Here is a 16,835-nt window from a genome sequence, read left to right on the forward strand (position 1 = left end):
ACTTTTTTGATTTGTCTTAATAGGTCAAATATAGAAAATGCAAAGCGATAACTGCATTTCGCTTTTGAGAATTTTAACAGAAAAAGAAATAATCAACCATAGATTTCATCTTTTGAGTCTCAAAATAGGCTTTGATTTCTTTTTGGGCATCTTCATTTGCAACTGTAACAATACTTTGCGGATGATTTAGTTCTGCTAGATAATCAAAATTTAAAAGCTCTTCCCCATAAATATGCTTTCCTATTTTCTTTGGATTATCGCATATCCAGAAGAATGGAATATTGTTTTTTAGAAGTAATTTAGCGAGTTTTTTTCCTTTAGCACCAGCTCCCCAAATAGCTAAAGGTCTGGATGCATCATAGTTCAGCTCTAAAAAATAATCAACTTTAAGATCTAGAAAAGAATTTTCTGCATAATGCTCATGAGTTCTCGAGGTTCTTGTGCTGTAGTCGCGCCACTGGAGTAGGATTTCATCGCAAGGAATACAAGTGTAACCAGCTTTATAAAATCGAAATGCTAAATCATAATCTTCTGGGTATCGATTTGGGTTAAAACCATCACAAGCTTCAAAATCTTCTCTAAATAGCATCCAACAAGGTGATGGGATAACACATTCTTTATAAATTTCAGAATAGTTGGCTCCGGTTTTGGTGAGTTTATTTAACCATTTTTCATATTTGGCAAAGCCATCACTAAGTCCATCTGCTCTGAAGTAATTTACTTGACCAACGGCGAGATGCTTTTTACCATGTTTTTCAAGGCTTTTCAGCATTACTTCTAACCGAATTGGAGTCATCATATCATCACTATCCATTCTGGTTATATAGTCACCTTTGCAATAATTATAGGCTGTTTGAAGTGCATTTATAATACCTTGACCTTTGTTTTTAAGAGGTTTAATTCGCTGGTCTTTTTTGCTAAAATTTTCAACAATAGCAAAAGATGAATCCTCAGAACCATCATCAACAAATATAGCTTCCCAATTGGTGCAGGTTTGTTTTAATATAGACTCCAAACAATCAGAAATGTAAGCTTCTGTATTTTTAAAAGGAACCAAAATGCTAACTAGAGGTTGAGACATGTTGCGAATTTAACAAAACCTTTAGGTTTATAATAGTAACAGATTGTAGATTTGTGCGACAAGTAAAAAAATAAAATTTCAAACATGAAGAATTATATTGCCATCCTTGGCTTAAGCGTAATTTTAGTCGGTTGTGGATCGGCAAAACCAAAAGTAGATGATTTAGCAGTAAGCAACCCAATTGAAACTGCACTAGATTTAACTGCGGTTGTAGATGATAAAGTGCCAGTGACTATAAATCCTGGTCGTTTCACTACTGAAAGTGTTACGTATAGATTACCGAGAGTAGTGCAGGGAACATATTCTGTTAGTGACTTCGGAAAGTATATTGAAGATTTTAAAGCCTTAGATTATGATGGCAATGAATTGGCTGTCATTAAAGCTGACACAAATACATGGACTATTGCAGATGCGACTAAATTAGATAAGCTTCAGTATAATGTTAACGATACTTTTGATATTGAATCTACAGGTGGAATAGGTGGAGACAACCCTTTCTCGCCAGCAGGTACTAATATAGAAGAGGATAACTATGTCTTAAATCTTCATGGCTTTATTGGTTATTTCGATTCATTAAAGAATAATCAGTACGCTTTAGATGTCACTGCGCCAGCTGCTTTTGTTAGAACTTCTGCTTTAGAAGATAAGGGTATGAAATCTAGTGCGGATGGTACAACGATTACTAGCAGTTATTTTGCACAGCGCTATTTCGACATTACCGACAACCCAATGATGTATGGGAAATTAGATGTTGAAGAATTTATGGTTGGTGATATTAAGATAGTACTAAGTGTATATTCACCAAATAAAGTACATACTGCAGCAAGTCAGAAAGAGACAGTGTATAAGATGATGCAAGCACAGAAAGAATACTTAGGCGATGTAAATAGTACACCACGTTATGATATCTACCTTTACTTATCTGATGGTTCTGAGACAGCTCCAAAAGGTATGGGAGCTTTGGAACATCATACATCTACTGTAGTCGTTTTACCAGAATCATCTAGTAAAGAAGGTTTGGCAGCATCAATAATCGATGTGGTAGCGCATGAGTTTTTTCATATCGTAACGCCATTATCTGTGCATTCTGAAGATGTTCATTATTTCGATTATAATAAACCTACATTCTCTAAGCACTTATGGATGTATGAAGGTGTAACGGAATATTTTGCGCAGCACTTTCAAGTATATGAAGGTTTAGTTGATAATGCTACATTTTATAATACCATGCAGTCAAAAATCGATACTTCTAGACGTATGGATGACGCCATGAGCTTCACTATTATGAGTGAAAATGTCTTAGAAGAGCCATATGCTTCAAACTATTATAATGTATACATGAAAGGTGCCTTAATAGGTATGTGTATCGATATTTTAATGCGAAAAGAAAGTGATGGTAACAGAAGTATGTTATCCTTAATGAAAGAGCTATCTGCAAAATATGGTAAAGAAAAGCCATTTGTAGATGATAATATTATTGTAGAGATTACAGAAATGACCTATCCAAGTGTTGGTGAATTCTTAAAAACACATGTTGAAGGTGATGTGCCTATTAACTACAATGATTTTTTTGAAATGGTTGGATTGGTTAAGGGAGAAACGGAAGTTGAAACCAATTATATTTTTGCTGGTGGTCAAAATGTTATTTTTGATGCTGACCAAGAAAGAGGATTAATTAAATTTTCACCTATGGTATTAAAGAACTCATTTTGGGCTTCTCAAGATGTACAAGCAGATGATATTATTTTAAAAGTGAATGGTGCGGATTTAACGTTAGCTAATGCACAACAAGTTATCACAGGTATGTTTAGCTGGACAGAAGGTCAGGAAATTACTATGGATTTGGAACGTAATGGTGAGCCAGTTGCTATTAAGACTACATTAACCAAGGCTTATGCGACAAGTGTATCTTTAATGGAAGATCCTAATGCTACAGAAGCTCAGAAAGCATTGAGAGCAGCTTGGTTGAAAGGTTAAAATATAAATTTATAGAATTTAAGGCTTCCTTTACGGAAGCTTTTTTTATGTAAAAATAACTACCAGCACAATAATTAATCCAATTGCTATAACGATATTTATACAACCGTGAGCAGAATCATAATGATTAGGCTTATCTGGTCCATAAATATATTCTTTGTAAGAGTGTTTGGGAGTATTAAATATAGTCTGCCAGATAGTTCCGAAAATCCAACGTACGCTTCCTCCAATAAAGTTTAATACAACGTAAAAAATTGTTTCACCAATAATTTCTAACACCTTTTAATATTTAGCCGATTTTCCTTTTGACAATGAGCTTTCAATAAAATCTCTCAAATCATCATTAGCTTTAATAAGATCCTCATTTCGTAAGTACATCATATGACCACTTCTATAACCTTTAAAAGAGAAACGATCTTTTAGTTTTCCACTAGGATCAATTTGCCATTGCGAGTATTTCGCTGAGAAATATGTTGTTGCTCCATCATAATATCCAGATTGTGTCAATACTTTAAGATATGGATTCTGTGCCATTGCTTGCCTAAGGTTTTCTCTGGTATTATCATTAGTTCTATCCCAATTGCCAACATTACCAAACACATTATACTTTACATCAGTTTTAAAACCAAGTTCATTCTGAATATAATAATTAATGGCTGGAGTAAATGAATGTAACCAAGACGTTAATTCAGCACTATAATCTGGACTTGTGCCAGTTTCAACCTTATCAACACCAATGTATCTCGAGTCTAAACGACCTATGGTTTCTCCGGTTTTGTCTCTTAGTAATTCCTTCCAAAAGAAACGATTAGGAACATCTAAATTTTGTTGTAAAATAACTTCTTCTGATAGACCTGAATAGTAACTCATCTGCTTAGCAATAGCATTCTTTTCTGTTTCACCGATGAAGCCACCTTTTGCGAGTGCTGGCATTAAGTCATTTACAGCAAACCGTTCTGCTTCTGGTAAAATTTCTAATAAGTCTTTATTCTGAAGTGCTTGAGGCAATACCTTATGGTACCACGCTGCCGCTGTATAATATGGTAAATTTAAGCTCGATGCTAATGGTCCACCAACACGCAGTACTTTATAATCTGCAGGTGATACCATAATCACACCATTAAGATACATCCATTGGCTATTTTGTAGTTCCAAGGACAATCCCATAACGCGTGTGCCACCATAACTTTCTCCGATAATATACTTTGGCGATTCCCAACGGTTATGACGTGTTGTAAAGGTATTCATCCAGCCAGCTAAATATTTTACATCTGCATTCACTCCAAAGAAGTGTTTGTCGTCTGGCATTTTACCATCTTTATCAGCAACTTTACGAGAGTAGCCTGTGTTTACAGGGTTTATAAATACGATATCTGCAACATCTAAGATAGAATTTGGATTGTCCTTTACACCATAAGGCTGCACAGGATATCCTTCATCATCAATCTTTAAAATTTTAGGACCTGTGTAAGCAATATGCATCCAAACGGAAGCAGAACCTGGTCCACCATTAAATGAATAGATGATAGGTCTATTATTCCCTTTACTATCGTTTGTGCGTTTGTAATACGTGTAGTATAAAGACGCTATCATTTTGCCATCAGCATCCCAAACCGGTTGAAAGCCAGTCTCAGCTTTATAATTGATTTGTTTGCCCTTTATCGTAACAGAGTTATTATTGACAATAGTGGTGTCAACAGGAATCTTTAAATCTTGCGAAAAACCGACTGCAAAGCAAGCGAGAAATAATACTGTAAAACGAAATTTCATATATAATTGTTTAGGTAGTTTTTAATTGTCTTTAGTTTCTAAAGCCTTCCATTCCTCATAAGAAAGTACAAGCTTTGTTGGACTAGATTCTCCTTCTAATAAACCTATAAATTCTAAATCATGTCCATCTGGATCGCTAAAATAGATAGCTATAGCTGGCATCCAGGCAAATACCATTGGGCGTTCAGTTCCATCGTTTAAAAAGTTCCAGAAATTTAATCTCTTTTCTTTTAAAAAATTAACGGATTCATTCAGTATCCAATCAGGTTCACATTGAAATGCAAAATGTCTAATATCTATTTTGTCCTTTGGCTTTTCCCATAAACCAAGCATTTGTTGTTTCGGTTCACCTATCCAAAAAAAAGCCGTTCGCCTATCATCACGCGTGCGGCAAAGTTCTAAACCCAATACATTGGCGTAAAAATCTATAGAACGTTCAAGGTCTTCTACAAATAGATGCGTTTCGTATAATCCTTTTATCATTTGCTTTTTTGGTTAATTAACATTGTCAACTACAGATTTTAAAGATAAGAAATTTAAAAGCCCTCAAAAACACCCAAACTAAACAAAGCAAAATCGTACTTCACAGGATCTTTTGGGTCTAGTCGTCTTAGAGCTTTATCTAACTCGGCTAATGCTTTACCATCATTTTGTTTGCGTTTAAGCAATCCAAGTTTACGTGCTACATTACCAGAATGCACATCTAAAGGGCAACTGAGTTGAGCAGGAGAGAGGCTTTGCCAAATACCAAAGTCCACGCCATTATTATCGTTACGCACCATCCAACGCAGAAACATATTAATACGCTTTGCTGCTGAATTTTTTAGTGGATCACTCACATGTTTTTTGGTCCGCTCTAAATGTGGTATTTCAAAAAAGGTTGTTTTAAATTGATGTATACTTTGCTGAAGTGAATCCGTTTCAGCATATTTTGCAAATACAGCTTCTAAGCCATTATGGGCTTTATATATATGGTGCAGACTTTTAGTAAACTGCTTTAAGTCATCGCTATTAAAAGTACGATGTACAAAACCTTCAAAACGGTCTAAGTCTGTGTCTTGGTGTTGGGTCACAAACTCAAAAGGGGAGTGGTCTAGCAACTCTATCATTTCATTAGCATTATTAATAATACTTTTACGATTTCCCCAAGCAATAGTTGCGGTTAAGAAACCAGCAATTTCTATATCCTCTTTTTTAGAGAATTGATGTGGTATTTGTATAGGATCGCTCTCAATAAATTTAGGGTTGTTATAGAGATTGACTTTTTCGTCTAAAAAGTCTTTTAATTCTGATTTTTTGAGCTTTGGCATAAGAATTGCAAAAATATTGAAACATTTACTATATTTTCAACACTTTATCTTTTTATAATAGTCATATGAAATTATTGTTTGTATTCTTTTTTATTTGTTCATTTCAAAGTGTCCTTAGTCAACAAGGTGAAAATTATTTAAAGTTAATGGACGGTTTAATTTTGTTTGATTCAACAATGATAAATGATAATTTTAAAAACGGAAAAATTAAGAGATGCGGACTTATAAAATATTACAGACATGGTGATTTTTATTATAAACTAAATGTTGGTAAACACATTAGATATTATAAAAATGGAACAAAAACTACTACTGTTTATGATGATTGGGGAACAAGTTTAACTAATACATATCATGATTCTGAGGGTAATCTAATTTCTCAATCTATAACTACATTGGTTGAAACAACAGCGTCAAATTTAGATGAGTTTCTTACATCTGGTAAGCATATAACTTTTAAGACATACTTTGAAGATTTCGCTTATGACCGTAAATCTTGTGAATATTATTTAAAGAAAACTGGGCAAAGTGATAACGGTAAAAGAGAAGGTCTTTGGAAATATTATTATCCTTCAGGTGAGCTAAAAAAAGAAAAAAACTATTAAATTTTAAAAGTTTTGGCTAAAAATAAACAACTTTCATAGAAAAATACGTAGTTCTACGTATTGATATTTTACGATTTTAAAGCTAATTTCGCTTAACGTTTTTATAAAAGTTATTGAAGCGAACGTATATCACTAAAGTTGGACTTAATTTGTAAAACATGAAACAAGAAGAATATAATTTTTTTGCTAATTACTCAAATCGAACAGATTTGAATAAATACACTGATAATTCATTATTACTTTATTCTTTGCAATTGAAATACTCTATTGAAGATATAGACGAAGTAGCAGCCGATAGTTTAGTTGATGGTTCCGATGACAAGAAAACAGATTTAGTGTACATTGATTTAGAGTTACAGGAAGCGGTTATTGCTCAAGGATTTTTATCAAATCGTGATAGAACAGAAGCACCTGCTAATAAAGCTAGTGATTTAAATACTGCTGTTACTTGGCTTTTGACTAGAGATCTCGCTGATTTACCTGAACGTATCAAAAGCGCCGCTCGTGAGCTCAGACAAAAAATTGAAGACGGAGAAATAAAAAAAATAACTGCTTGGTACTCGCACAACCTGCCAGAATCGGAAAATGTCAATCAAGAATTAATCACAGTTGAACACACATTATCCTCCATCCTACATGATAATTATGGAGAATATCAAATCGAATCACATTCTCTCGAAGTTGGATTAGAGACTCTGGAGGAATGGTATCAAGGATTGACTATTCCAATTCTCATGACTGATTCAATTCAGATAGATGAATGTGAAGGATTTGAAAATTCTGGTGACGATTGGACTTCATTTTCAACATCAATTCCAGGAACAACCCTTTATCAATTATACCAAGATCATAAAACCCTTTTATTTTCAGCTAATGTAAGAGATTATTTAGGAAGTAGGAAATCTGACTCAAACATCAACAACGGCATAAAAAGAACGGCTAATGAAAGTCCAAAGAATTTTTTTGTATACAACAACGGAATAACTGCATTGGTCAATGGTTATGCTTATGACTTTGACTCAAAGAAACTTGTCATAAATGGTCTATCAATAGTAAATGGTGCTCAAACCACTGGTGCAATCGGATCATTAGCAGATGCCCCAAACGTGAATATGAAAGTCCCGATAAGACTTATAAAATGTGATAATGCAGACACAGTCGCATCAATTGTTAAGTATAACAATAATCAAAACAAAATTAATGCACCGGATTTCAGAAGTAATGACCAACACCAAAAACGTATAACACAACAGTTTTATGATATTCCTCAATTAGTTTATACATCTAGAAGGGGTGGTGCTATCGATATTATAAAAAGGAATCCAAATATTCTGCCCTCAATTACAGCTGGCCAAGTACTTGCTGCATTTCATGGTCATCCAGGTATTGCTTATAACTTCAAAAGTAAAATCTGGGATTCTGATAGATTGTATTCAATGTTTTTCAATGATCAAACAACAGCACATAATATTTTTATAAGTTACGCTCTTGTTAAAACTATTGAAGAATTAAAATTAGAATTAATCAATTCAGAAACTGAATTATTGCTTGAACAAGAAAAACTATTAAATTTCCTGAGAAGTCGTGGTTCTATTATATTATTTGCTACTGCCATTTCGGACTGTTTAGAAAACATATTAAATCGTCGAATACCGAATAAATTTTCAATTAAATTCTGCCGTAATATTACATTTGATGAGGCAAAATCACTTTGGAGAACTATAGTAATGATTGGTACTGCTTTTGTCACTCAATTGAATGAAGGATTACAAGATGGTATTAAAAATCAAGAAAAGATTGATGACGCACGACAAACATTTGTTTCCTTGATGTCTGCTGTAAGAACTGCAAATGCTCAAGTCATCGATAACTTTTCAAGTGAAGTCTGTTTATAATCTAAATTTAATGAATTATAAACTTTAGAAGTGTATAATTCATAGCCAGATTGTGTGTACTCAGAAGATTCTATGTGTTTTCTTATGCTAACTGAGTTCCTAAACATACTCAAACACGCTAGGTGAAACTCTCATTCACAAGATTACCATCACAATTTTTAAAATAATTAAGTTTTCATTGAGGAGAATTAAGTATTCAGTTGTTATATATACAGAAGCCATAATTATGGCTTTAAAATCTATATGAACTTAACCGTCTTAGGTTTTATTGCAGCCTTGAAAAAATTGCTATGAAAAAGAAATAAGTTTTAAGGTTGATTTAGATTTTTAGTTAGTGATAGTGGTTTGTGAAAGCAAGCCACTATTTTGTTTATACCTATTCTAACTTTCAGGAGAAATAAATTATGAGTTGTTATATATAAAAACAAGTTCGCTAATCTCAAATGAAAAAAATACTCAAATTTACAGGTCTATGCTTATTTGCACTATCAATAGTGCAATGCTCTAGTGATAATGATGATAATTTACAACAAGAACCAACTACGGTTACAGATATCGATGGTAACGTGTATAATACCATAGTTGTTGGCAACCAAACATGGATGCTAGAAAACTTAAAGGTGACTAGCTTTAATGATGGTACTCCAATTACACTTCATGAATTTGGTATGGATTGGGGAGATTTACCTGGAGAAATACCACAATATCAATGGGCAGACACTAGTGATCTTAGTAATATGGTAGATGAAGAATTACCTTTTGATGTCTATGGCGCCATGTATAATCATTGGGCAATAGAAAGTGGGAAATTAGCTCCAGAAGGCTGGCGTATCCCTTCTCAAGCTGATTTTGAAATCTTAGAAAACTATTTATCTAATAACGGTTTTGAAAATAGTGTTGCAACGGCATTAAAGTCGTCTACTGGTTGGTTGCCTTCTTCTGGAAATGGTACAGACGCTATAGGGTTTAAAGGTTTGCCTAATGGATATATCAATGCATTTGGAGGACCAACACTTGGACAAGGCATTTGTACCTGGGGAACTACCGACGTTAATACTTCTATAGCTATAGGCTCTAGAACAAGAGTTTTGGTACAGCTTTGGAATGACTCAAATATGTTATATGGTGATAACTCAATAAGAATAGGATCAGGCATAAGATGCATAAAAAACAATTAGTTTTAGAGTTGATTGATTAATTGTTAATTACTAATAGCGACTTGTTTAATGCTAGTCGCTATTTTTTATTTCACCGCAAGCATACTAATCTCAACATTAACAAACTTTGGTAAGTTGGCAACTTCTACGGTTTCTCTGGCTGGAGCAGTAGCTTCATCAAAATACTCCCCATAGACTTCATTTATTTGTGAGAAGTTATTCATGTCACTAATGAAAATTGATGTTTTAAAAACATTTTCAAATGTCATTTCAGCTGCCGCTAAAACCGCTTTCATGTTTTCCATCACTTGCTTGGTTTCGGTTTTAATATCGTCTATAATCAATTCCATGGTTTCAGGATGCAATGCAATTTGTCCGGAAGTGTATAAGGTGTTACCTACTAAAACGGCTTGATTGTAAGGTCCTATTGGTGCAGGAGCTTTTGTGGTGTTTATTATTTTTTTCATGTTTATTTCCTGCGAAGGCAGGAATCTTATTAATGGTTGAACTATAGTTCAAATTTAAGATAATTTATTGATTCAGACCTGAAGAAACTACTCCATGAAACAGTAGTTTTTAATAAACGGATTATTCATTACTCTTATATTGTTTTTTAAAGGTATTCATGAATGCTGCGCATTTGCCACGTCCTTCGTCCTCGCAATGACGTTAATTCCCAACACGCTGATCTGGCTGGCGACGTTGATCGTATTTTAAATCTTTCAGGATGTTAGATTTAATACCAATGAAGAAATTCCATGATGAACGAGCGCTAAAAGGTATCCAGGTAAAATTCATACGCCAACTCAATAAATCACGTTCAAAGCGTAATTGGGTATACGTAAATCCTTGATTTAAAAAGTCATAACCAGATGATGCTCCAACACTCCAACGTGGTGATAATTCTACATCACCTGAGAACATCAGAGAATGTGAGGATATTTGGTTCTGTCTACGTGTGTTGGTATAATTGGCAGCGTATGCAAATCGAATAGACCACGGCATTTTGTAATTATAAAAATCATTATTCTCTTCATCTTCCTTACCTTTCTTTTTATCTGAAAGCCGTTTATCTGCAAAATCTTGAGTTTTACCAAAAAGTCCATCGGTTCGTCCGCCAGAACGCGCAGCTTCTTGGGCAGAAGCTTTATCGTCATCCGATTCTTCGCCAGAAAAACTATCATTACTCAGTGTATAGCTCATATTAATATTGGCTGACGTTAAACGAAATAAACTACCACCATTATCAATATTAAAAGTATTAATAACATTATTATTACTATCTAAAGCATAAGGATTGAGGGTCATTGCAAAATTTATACTCATTTTTTTATCCAAAATTTGTGTTCCACCTGAAACACGCACAGGACTCCAGTTTAGAGAATCCGCAGCTAAATTATAAGCTGTCGAAAAATTTAAATTGTTGAGTAAGAATACCTTTTCAGGTTCCGTATTTGTAGAATCCTTTGAGCGTATTTTGGCTTCAATGTTATTACCCACAGATATCCCTAAACTACTAGAATATTGATTGCCAGGTCTTCCGAACAATGAATTTTCAAAACGAGTATATTCAACTTGGTCAGTCGTTGTACCATCTGCATCAATAACATCATAAGTTTCGTAATACTGATCAAAAGCAGGATTTATAGAATAGCTTATTGATGGTCTAATGACATGTCTAATAGCTTGTATCTTTGGGTCTTTTCCTTCACCTGTGAAGTCATACATACCATAAACAGTTGTACCAACACTAGCGCCTAAATTATAGGTAAGAAAACGATCAAATCCGTTTTGGTTAATTTCTATTTCTTGTTGTTCTGCTTGGTTCCATGATCTATTGACAGTCTTAAGTGTCCAGGTTTCTTCAAAATTGGCACTTGTACTCACGCTAAAATAATCAAACACCTTAAAGTTTGTTGTTAAAGGAATACTGTGTCGCATACCTGCTACAGCATCTTCAAACATTTCGCTTTTTCCAAATAGTGAGTCTGTTGTATTAATACGATATTCACCTCTGGTATTGACCTGAAAATTAATATTTTGAATAGCTCCTTTTTTAGTTCCTGTTTTTGGTGCAAAAGGAAAGACTCTGCTCATAGACGCTTGCATTGTAGGCAAGGTTAAATTAATGGCTTCTGTATTGGTATTTTGCGAATGCGTAGCAGAAAGACTTAAATTAACTTGTGGTTCTCCCTGAAATGATGTTGAATAAGACACTGAAGAAGCCAAAGTGTTATTTAAAAAATTGGCCTGATTAATCTGGTTAACAGATTGTTGGTAATATTGACTACTTCCTAGGTTAACCGAAGCAGAGAATCGAGAACTAGGACTAGCTTTAGAATCTTGACTATGCGACCACCTAATATTATAGATTGTACTTTTAGAAAAGTCAGGAAAACCACGTTCGCTGGTTAACAAGTTTTCATATCTAAAACCTAAATTCCCTCTAAACTTATAGCGTTTTGCATAATTACTTTCTAAACGTAGACCATAACTACCATTTGTGTAATAATCTCCAAGTACTGCTAAATCTATATAATCACTTATGGCAAAATAATAACCTCCATTTTGTAAAAAATAACCTCTATCATTACCAGTATCTTCTCCAAAAGTTGGAATGATAATCCCAGAAGTTTGTGTTTGAGTCATAGGAAAAAAGGCAAATGGCAATGCAATTGGTGTAGGCACGCCATAGATTTCCATATAGGTTGGGCCGACGACCATTTTCTTCCCAGGAACAAATTTCATCTTAGAGGTTATAAATTGGTATTCTGGATCATCTTCATCTTCGGCCGTAGTAAAACGAGCATCTGCCATAAAATAAGTAGAGTCGTTCTCTTTTTTCGTTTTGGGTGAATACACATTAAAGCCCTGCTGTTCCGTACGCGTATTAAAAACTAGTGCTTTTTTAGAATCTGTATTAAAAACGATAGAGTCTGGTTCAATAACATTTGAACCTTGCGTAAAAACTGGTCTTTGAGAATATCCTGTGGAATCTTTTAAACGACCAGCATAGACTAAGTTTTTACTGTAATCAATAACAATGATACCTGCTTTAATTTCCATGTCTTCATATAAGACTTCAGCTTCATTGTATAAGAATATTTTCTGTTTTTTTTGATTTATTGACACATAGTCTGCTGCTCTATATTTTACAATATCCGATAAAAATTCATTTTGTTTTAAAGAATCTTGTTTAGTAGAATCAACCTGCTTCGTATTTAAAGGTTTGTTTAAAATTAAATCAGCAGGAATACTTGTAGAATCTTTCACTTTCTCAGCAGGAATTGGTGGCTTCTTTTTTTGTATTTCTTGTGCGAAGCTAAAAGTGTTGATAAACACTGTAAAACTCAAGGCAAAAAGTATGTATAGACTATTTGTACGCAATCCTTTTAAATGTATTTTTGTAAAAGTATGGCTCGGTTTTTGAAACGCCAAAAGTACAGATATTTTTTATGATTAGTTTACTAATATAATAAAGATTAAAAATACCGTTTTACTTGTGGAATATGTAATAAGTCAAGCCAATAAACCGTTAAATTAAATATGCAAACGAAGCCTAAATATATATTAGTATTCTTAGTTGTTACATTTATCACTTCTTTAACATCTTATGCACCTCTGCATGCACAAGACGATAAATTTGTTGTGGTATTAGATGCTGGTCATGGAGGTGGTGATTCTGGTAATGTTGGAAATGGGCATAGTGAGAAGAATATCGCACTCAAAGTAACATTAGAAGTTGGGAAAGCATTAGAGAAAAATCCTGATATAAAAGTTATTTACACAAGGAAAACTGATGTGTTTGTTGAACTCTATGAGCGCGCTAATATAGCGAATAAAGCAGATGCAGACTTGTTTGTGTCTATTCATTGTAATGCACATAACTCTCAAGCAAGTGGTACCGAAACCTTTGTATTAGGCGAAAAAAATACAGCGCGTAATTTTGATGTTGCCAAACGCGAAAATGAGGTTATATTTTTAGAAGATAATTACGAAGAGAATTACGCAGGATTTGATCCTAGTTCACCAGAATCAACTATTGCTATTGGTATTGAGCAAGAAGTGTATGTTGAGCAAAGCATAATCTTAGCGCGTAAAATAGAAGATAATTTTATCGGTAAAGCTAAACGCAAGAGCAGAGGTTTAAAGCAAGCGAGTTTATTAGTAATTCGTAATACTTATATGCCAAGTGTTTTGGTAGAAGTAGGTTTTTTAACAAACAAAAGAGAAGGAGCTTATCTAAATACTAAAAGTGGACAATCAAAAATGGCAGCTTCTATTAAAGATGCTATAATCGCTTATAAAAAAGAACTAGATCTTAATGTTGGTAACCATATTGTTGGCTCTGAAAATGAAGCTATCACAGCGAATAGCAGCGAGACAATGATTTATGAAGGTGTAACTTTCAAAGTCCAAATAGCTGCAAGTTATAAAGAATTAGAAGCAAAGTCTTATAACTTTAAGGGGCTAAGCGATATTACAAGGCAAAAGGAAGGGAACATGTACAAGTATTTTAGTGGAAAAACTTCAGATTATAACAAAATTAAAAAGCTACAAAGTACTGCTAAATCCAATGGCTATTCGGATGCTTTTATTATAGCCATCAAAGCTGGAGAAAAAATTGACTTAGACCAAGTGTTGAAATCCACTCCTAAGGCTAAAACGGCTTCTAAGTCGAAAACTGCTTCTAATTAGAATCATTATTCATATATTTATTGCTAATTTTGTTTCTAACCAAAGATAAACCATTTGAAAGTTTCAAGAGAAGTTAAAACAGCAGTCTTAGTATTATCTGGTATTGCTCTTTTTATATATTTATTTTCATTTCTTAATGGACAAGACTTGTTTTCTGACAAAGAAACCTACTACACTGAGTTTGACTATAATTCTTTAACTCCTTCTTCACCAGTTACTATTAAAGGAAATAAGATAGGTAAAATAGAAGATATTGCATACGATTTTGAAACAGGTAAAACTCGTGTTGAGTTTTCTGTAAACCCCAAGCTTGTATTCTCAAAGAATAGTAAAGTAAGGTTATATCCAACTGGTCCATTGGGTGGTAATGCGATAGAAATTATAGATGCTAATGATGGACAATTGGCTAAGCCTGGTGATTTTATTAATTCTGAGATTAAACAAGGTTTAATGTCAACGATAGAAGATGACTTGCCTAAAGTGACGGCAGGTTTAGATGGCACTCTACGTTCTACAGATACATTGGTAAATAGCTTAAATGCTTTGTTAGTAGACGAATCTGATCGAGGCTTAAAAAGCGCAATATCTGAGTTAAATACTACTTTAAAATCATTTAAAGATTTATCCTATTCTATACAAGGTGTCATAACGGCAAATGACGAAAAAGTATCTTCTATTCTAGATAACTTTGACAAAACCAGTAAGGATTTAAGTGAATTATCTGCGGAATTAAAAAATGCAGGACTTTCTAAAACTGTTGAAGATTTAAATAAGACCTTAGTTAGTATGCAAAGCATGTTATCTAGCATAGATAATGGTGAAGGTACTATTGGTAAACTACTCAAAGATGAGTCACTTTATGAAAATTTAGATAAAGCTTCAAAAGAGTTTCAATTGTTGTTATTAGATATAAAGCTGCATCCTGCAAGATATAGACGTATTTTATCAAAAAAGGAGATTCCTTATGAGGAACCAACTCAAGAGCAATTAAAAAATAATTAGAGCCACTTTTCATGCAATATTTACCAAATATAATTTTTGCCATAATTCTTTTCCTTGGCGTCGGCTACTTTGCCAAAAATATTAGAAAACTCATCCGAAATATTAAACTGGGACGAGAAGTTGATGCTAGCGATAATAAAGCGCAACGTTGGAAAAACATGGCACGCATTGCACTAGGACAAAGCAAAATGGTAAAGCGTCCAATTGCTGGTTTTCTTCATATTATAGTTTATGTTGGTTTTATCATCATAAATATTGAAGTTTTAGAGATTATTATTGATGGTTTATTTGGTACACATCGTATAGGTTTAGAAATATTACCTGTAGCGGTTTATGGATATTTAATCGATGCGTTCGAAATTTTAGCGGTTTTAGTATTAATTTCTGTAGTTGTTTTTTGGTTAAGAAGAAATATTATTAAAATAAAACGTTTCTTAAGCTCAGAAATGAAGGGTTGGCCAAAAAGCGATGGTAATATCATTTTATATTTCGAAGTTGTATTAATGTGTTTGTTTTTGCTAATGAACGCAACAGATACTTCATTTCAAGATCTTAATTATGGTAATATTGTAACACAGTTTATAGCACCATGGTTTAGTGAGGTTGCACCAGAAACATTACATATGATTGAGCGCACAGCTTGGTGGTTGCATATTGTTGGGATTCTTATTTTCTTAAACTATTTATATTTCTCTAAGCATTTACATATTCTTTTAGCGTTTCCAAACACTTATTATGGCAGTGTTGAACCAAAAGGGAAAGTCAATAATCTTGAAGCCGTTACTAACGAAGTAAAGCTTATGATGGATCCAGATGCAGATCCTTACACTGCACCAGCAGAAACTGCAGATGATGAAGTACCAGCAAAGTTTGGTGCTAGCGATGTTATGGATTTGGATCAAATTCAGTTGCTAAATGCATATACATGCACAGAGTGTGGACGTTGCACCTCTGCTTGTCCTGCAAATCTAACTGGTAAAAAGCTATCTCCTCGTAAGATAATGATGGATACAAGGGATCGCTTGGAGGAAGTTGGAAAAAATATAGATGCAAATAACGGTGAATTTAAAGATGATGGTAAGCAACTTCTTGGTGATTATATCCTAAATGAAGAATTGTGGGCTTGTACCACTTGTAATGCCTGTGTAGAAGAATGTCCTGTGAGTATTAATCCTTTATCAATTATCTTAGATATGCGTCGTTATTTAGTAATGGAGCAAAGTGCTGCACCGATGGAATTAAATAATATGATGACCAATATAGAGAACAATGGAGCACCTTGGCCTTATAACCAAATGGACCGTTTAAATTGGAAAGACGAATAATAAACATATTAAACT

Annotated in this window: 14 protein-coding genes; 7 read left to right on the top strand and 7 right to left on the bottom strand. The window is 33.7% G+C overall.

Going from position 1 to position 16,835, the window contains the following annotated elements:
- Positions 1-73 precede the first annotated feature (73 nt).
- On the bottom strand, positions 74-1,081 hold the full coding sequence (locus tag SJY34_RS02415) for a glycosyltransferase family 2 protein (RefSeq protein ID WP_400078566.1): 1,008 nt from the start codon (positions 1,079-1,081) through the stop codon (positions 74-76).
- Between the two features lie 84 nt (positions 1,082-1,165).
- Between SJY34_RS02415 and SJY34_RS02420 the strand changes: the two genes are divergently transcribed.
- Positions 1,166-3,058: a peptidase M61 gene (locus tag SJY34_RS02420; protein WP_400078568.1), complete on the top strand. Its 1,893-nt coding sequence runs from the start codon at positions 1,166-1,168 to the stop codon at positions 3,056-3,058.
- A 45-nt stretch (positions 3,059-3,103) separates the two neighbouring features.
- Here the strand turns inward: SJY34_RS02420 and SJY34_RS02425 are convergent, their stop codons facing one another.
- The 4 genes from SJY34_RS02425 to SJY34_RS02440 are packed head-to-tail and all read right to left on the bottom strand — an operon-like array spanning position 3,104 to position 6,138.
- The gene (locus SJY34_RS02425; protein WP_400078570.1) at positions 3,104-3,337 is read right to left on the bottom strand and encodes a hypothetical protein; all 234 of its coding nucleotides are present in this window, start codon (positions 3,335-3,337) and stop codon (positions 3,104-3,106) included.
- A gap of 3 nt (positions 3,338-3,340) precedes the next feature.
- A complete protein-coding gene (locus tag SJY34_RS02430) occupies positions 3,341-4,828 on the bottom strand; it encodes a S10 family peptidase (protein ID WP_400078572.1) in 1,488 nt (495 codons plus the stop codon).
- Positions 4,829-4,849: 21 nt separating this feature from the next.
- Positions 4,850-5,311 (bottom strand): VOC family protein, encoded by a 462-nt coding sequence (locus SJY34_RS02435; RefSeq protein ID WP_400078574.1) that lies wholly within the window; start codon positions 5,309-5,311, stop codon positions 4,850-4,852.
- Positions 5,312-5,364: 53 nt separating this feature from the next.
- A complete protein-coding gene (locus SJY34_RS02440) occupies positions 5,365-6,138 on the bottom strand; it encodes a TIGR02757 family protein (protein ID WP_400078576.1) in 774 nt (257 codons plus the stop codon).
- A gap of 146 nt (positions 6,139-6,284) precedes the next feature.
- Between SJY34_RS02440 and SJY34_RS02445 the strand changes: the two genes are divergently transcribed.
- The 3 genes from SJY34_RS02445 to SJY34_RS02455 all read left to right on the top strand — a co-directional run bounded on the left by SJY34_RS02445 (position 6,285) and on the right by SJY34_RS02455 (position 9,816).
- Complete coding sequence (locus SJY34_RS02445; protein ID WP_400078577.1) at positions 6,285-6,743, top strand: hypothetical protein; 459 nt, start codon at positions 6,285-6,287, stop codon at positions 6,741-6,743.
- A 158-nt stretch (positions 6,744-6,901) separates the two neighbouring features.
- Positions 6,902-8,638, top strand: coding sequence for an AIPR family protein (locus SJY34_RS02450; protein ID WP_400078579.1), 1,737 nt, complete (start codon positions 6,902-6,904; stop codon positions 8,636-8,638).
- A gap of 443 nt (positions 8,639-9,081) precedes the next feature.
- Positions 9,082-9,816: an FISUMP domain-containing protein gene (locus tag SJY34_RS02455; RefSeq protein WP_400078582.1), complete on the top strand. Its 735-nt coding sequence runs from the start codon at positions 9,082-9,084 to the stop codon at positions 9,814-9,816.
- A gap of 65 nt (positions 9,817-9,881) precedes the next feature.
- On the opposite strand, the gene SJY34_RS02460 is transcribed toward SJY34_RS02455, so the two are convergent.
- Positions 9,882-10,262, bottom strand: coding sequence for a Rid family detoxifying hydrolase (locus tag SJY34_RS02460; RefSeq protein ID WP_400078584.1), 381 nt, complete (start codon positions 10,260-10,262; stop codon positions 9,882-9,884).
- 202 nt (positions 10,263-10,464) lie between these two features.
- The gene (locus tag SJY34_RS02465) at positions 10,465-13,233 is read right to left on the bottom strand and encodes a putative LPS assembly protein LptD (RefSeq protein WP_400078586.1); all 2,769 of its coding nucleotides are present in this window, start codon (positions 13,231-13,233) and stop codon (positions 10,465-10,467) included.
- A 108-nt stretch (positions 13,234-13,341) separates the two neighbouring features.
- On the opposite strand from SJY34_RS02465, the gene SJY34_RS02470 reads away from it, so the two are divergent.
- From SJY34_RS02470 to SJY34_RS02480, 3 genes are read left to right on the top strand one after another with little or no spacing between them, the layout of a single operon-like run.
- Positions 13,342-14,493 carry an N-acetylmuramoyl-L-alanine amidase gene (locus tag SJY34_RS02470; protein WP_400078588.1) on the top strand — a complete coding sequence of 384 codons (1,152 nt, stop codon included), beginning with the start codon at positions 13,342-13,344 and terminating at the stop codon, positions 14,491-14,493.
- A 54-nt stretch (positions 14,494-14,547) separates the two neighbouring features.
- Entirely contained in the window at positions 14,548-15,495 is a 948-nt protein-coding gene (locus SJY34_RS02475; RefSeq protein WP_400078590.1) for an MlaD family protein, read from the top strand.
- Between the two features lie 11 nt (positions 15,496-15,506).
- On the top strand, positions 15,507-16,820 hold the full coding sequence (locus SJY34_RS02480; RefSeq protein WP_400078592.1) for a 4Fe-4S dicluster domain-containing protein: 1,314 nt from the start codon (positions 15,507-15,509) through the stop codon (positions 16,818-16,820).
- Positions 16,821-16,835 lie beyond the last annotated feature (15 nt).

The organism is Winogradskyella sp. R77965, assembly GCF_044594915.1.
Classification (GTDB): domain Bacteria; phylum Bacteroidota; class Bacteroidia; order Flavobacteriales; family Flavobacteriaceae; genus Winogradskyella.

Bases quoted from the DNA above. Each gene is read 5' to 3' on its own strand.
- SJY34_RS02420 (WP_400078568.1), top strand. From the start codon at position 1,166: ATGAAGAATTATATTGCCATCCTTGGCTTAAGCGTAATTTTAGTCGGT.
- SJY34_RS02450 (WP_400078579.1), top strand. From the start codon at position 6,902: ATGAAACAAGAAGAATATAATTTTTTTGCTAATTACTCAAATCGAACA.
- SJY34_RS02445 (WP_400078577.1), top strand. From the start codon at position 6,285: ATGGACGGTTTAATTTTGTTTGATTCAACAATGATAAATGATAATTTT.
- SJY34_RS02435 (WP_400078574.1), bottom strand. From the start codon at position 5,311: ATGATAAAAGGATTATACGAAACGCATCTATTTGTAGAAGACCTTGAA.
- SJY34_RS02470 (WP_400078588.1), top strand. From the start codon at position 13,342: ATGCAAACGAAGCCTAAATATATATTAGTATTCTTAGTTGTTACATTT.
- SJY34_RS02460 (WP_400078584.1), bottom strand. From the start codon at position 10,262: ATGAAAAAAATAATAAACACCACAAAAGCTCCTGCACCAATAGGACCT.
- SJY34_RS02440 (WP_400078576.1), bottom strand. From the start codon at position 6,138: ATGCCAAAGCTCAAAAAATCAGAATTAAAAGACTTTTTAGACGAAAAA.
- SJY34_RS02455 (WP_400078582.1), top strand. From the start codon at position 9,082: ATGAAAAAAATACTCAAATTTACAGGTCTATGCTTATTTGCACTATCA.
- SJY34_RS02415 (WP_400078566.1), bottom strand. From the start codon at position 1,081: ATGTCTCAACCTCTAGTTAGCATTTTGGTTCCTTTTAAAAATACAGAA.
- SJY34_RS02430 (WP_400078572.1), bottom strand. From the start codon at position 4,828: ATGAAATTTCGTTTTACAGTATTATTTCTCGCTTGCTTTGCAGTCGGT.
- SJY34_RS02480 (WP_400078592.1), top strand. From the start codon at position 15,507: ATGCAATATTTACCAAATATAATTTTTGCCATAATTCTTTTCCTTGGC.